Here is a 2,241-nt window from a genome sequence, read left to right as displayed (position 1 = left end):
GAGCTCCTGAAGACGCTCGGCGAGCGCCAGATCTACCGGATCGACCATTTCCTCGGCAAGGAAACGGTGCAGAACGTCATGGCGCTGCGCTTCGCCAATGGCATATTCGAGCCGATCTGGAATCGCGCGCATATCGACCACATCCAGATCACCGCGGCCGAGACCGTCGGCGTCGAGCGACGCGGCAAATTCTACGAGAGGACCGGCGCGCTCCGGGACATGGTGCCCAACCACCTGTTCCAGCTGCTGGCCATGACGGCAATGGAGCCGCCGATCTCGTTCGACGCCGACGCCGTCCGGGCGAAAAAGGCCGAAGTCGTTCAGGCGATCCGCCCGATGTCGGAAGCGGAAGCGTTGCGCAATGCCGTGCGCGGCCAGTATGGCGCCGGCACCGTGCTGGGCAGGCCGGCCAACGCCTATCGGGCAGAGCCCGATGTGGCGCCGGGCTCGGCGACCGAGACGTTGATCGCATGCAAGCTCCACATCGACAACTGGCGCTGGGCCGGCGTGCCGTTCTATTTGCGTACCGGCAAATACATGAAGCGGCGGCTGACGGAAATCGCCGTCCGCTTCCACCAGGCACCCTATACGCTGTTCCGCGGCACCGACGTGGAGCGGCTCCATCCCAACTGGATGATCCTGCGCATCCAGCCCGAGGAGGGGATCGGGCTGCACCTCGCCGCCAAGCAGCCCGGCCCGACCGTCACGCTGGACAGCGTCCGGATGGATTTCGCCTACAAGGATTATTTTAAGATGGCGCCCAGTACGGGCTACGAGACGCTGATCTACGACTGCATGATCGGCGACGCGACGCTGTTCCAGCGCGCCGACAACATCGAGGCGGGCTGGCAGGCGGTGCAGCCGATCCTCGATGCCTGGGCGAACCATCCACCGCGGGATTTTCCGAACTACGCCGCCGGCAGCAATGGCCCGGCGGCGGCCGACGAGCTGCTGGCGCGCGATGGCCGCGCCTGGCGCTCCCTCGCTTGACCAAAACGTGGAGGCGCCGATGGGCGAGAAACGCAAGATCTCCCTCGTGGTTGCCGATGTCGACGGCACCCTCGTCACGGAGCAGAAGGTACTGACGGAGCGCGCGCAGGCCGCCGTTCGGGCGATGCACCGCGCTGGGATCCGCTTCGCCATCACCAGCGGTCGGCCACCGCGTGGCATGGCGATGCTGTTCGACGCGCTGGCTCTGGGGACGCCAATCGCCGGCTTCAACGGCGGGCTGTTCGTCCGGCGCGATCTGTCGATCCTCGAACAGAAGACGGTGGAACCCGACATCGCCCGCCAAGGTCTCGCGCTCATTCGCGAGCACGGCCTCGATGCCTGGGTCTATAGCGGCAATGACTGGCTGATCACCCAATCGGGCGCCCCGCATGTCGCACGGGAAGCCTGGACGGTCAAGTTCGAGCCGACGGTGGTGGCGGATTTCGACGGCAGGCTTGACACGGTCGCCAAGATCGTCGGCGTCAGCGACGATCTCGACCGGGTCCGGCGCTGCGAGGCGGATGCGCAGGCCGCCTTCGGTGAGCGCGCGACGGCGAACCGCTCGCAGCCCTATTACCTCGACGTCACCCACAAGGACGCGAACAAGGGCGCGGTGGTCGCTTATCTGTCCGCCCACCTGGCCGTGCCGTCCGAGGAGATCGCCACGATAGGCGACCAGCCGAATGACGTCCTGATGTTCAAGCGATCGGGGCTCAGCATCGCCATGGGCAACGCCTCGGATCAGGTCAAGGCGCAGGCCGATGTAACGACGGCTTCGTACAACGACGAAGGCTTCGCCAAGGCGATCGAGCGCTTCGTTCTGCCGTCCGTCAGTTAGGAGGGTAGCATGGACCGGTTTGTCGGCCGTATCGAGGTGCTCGCGGACCCGCCAGCGCTGGCACGCCGCGCGGCAGAGTGGATGACCGCGACGGCGTCCGCGGCAAGAGGACCCTTCCGGGTCGCGCTCTCCGGCGGCTCGACGCCCAAAGCGCTCTACGGTCTTCTGGCCTCGGATGAGTTCAGGGACCGTTTCCCCTGGCGGCGGGTCTATTGGTTTTGGGGTGACGAGCGCTTCGTGCCGTACGACCATCCCGAGAGCAACTATCGCATGGCGCGGGAGGCGATGCTCGCCAAGGCGCCGGTGCCGCCGGAGAACATCTTTCCCATGCCGACCGACGGGGACCCCGAGGACGCCGCCCGGCGCTACGAGCGGACCTTGAATGAGATCTATGGCGCGCCGGCTCTCGATCC

3 protein-coding genes are annotated in these 2,241 nt (G+C 66.3%); all 3 read left to right on the top strand.

Annotated features, from left to right (window positions below):
- The coding region (zwf, locus tag JOY90_RS27230) for a glucose-6-phosphate dehydrogenase (RefSeq protein WP_291694197.1) at positions 1–990 on the top strand (990 nt) is incomplete at its 5' end.
- A 19-nt stretch (positions 991–1,009) separates the two neighbouring features.
- The gene (locus JOY90_RS27225; RefSeq protein WP_291694196.1) at positions 1,010–1,828 is read left to right on the top strand and encodes a Cof-type HAD-IIB family hydrolase; all 819 of its coding nucleotides are present in this window, start codon (positions 1,010–1,012) and stop codon (positions 1,826–1,828) included.
- 9 nt (positions 1,829–1,837) lie between these two features.
- Positions 1,838–2,241, top strand: a 404-nt coding sequence (locus JOY90_RS27220) for a 6-phosphogluconolactonase (RefSeq protein WP_291694195.1), incomplete at its 3' end; no start/stop codon positions are given.

Origin of the sequence: Bradyrhizobium sp. (assembly GCF_019242285.1) — a bacterium.
In the GTDB taxonomy this organism is placed as follows: domain Bacteria; phylum Pseudomonadota; class Alphaproteobacteria; order Rhizobiales; family Xanthobacteraceae; genus Bradyrhizobium.
This window is presented reverse-complemented; position numbering and strand designations above follow the sequence as displayed.

Coding starts and splice junctions, on each gene's coding strand:
- JOY90_RS27225 (WP_291694196.1), top strand. CDS start 1,010: ATGGGCGAGAAACGCAAGATCTCCCTCGTGGTTGCCGATGTCGACGGC.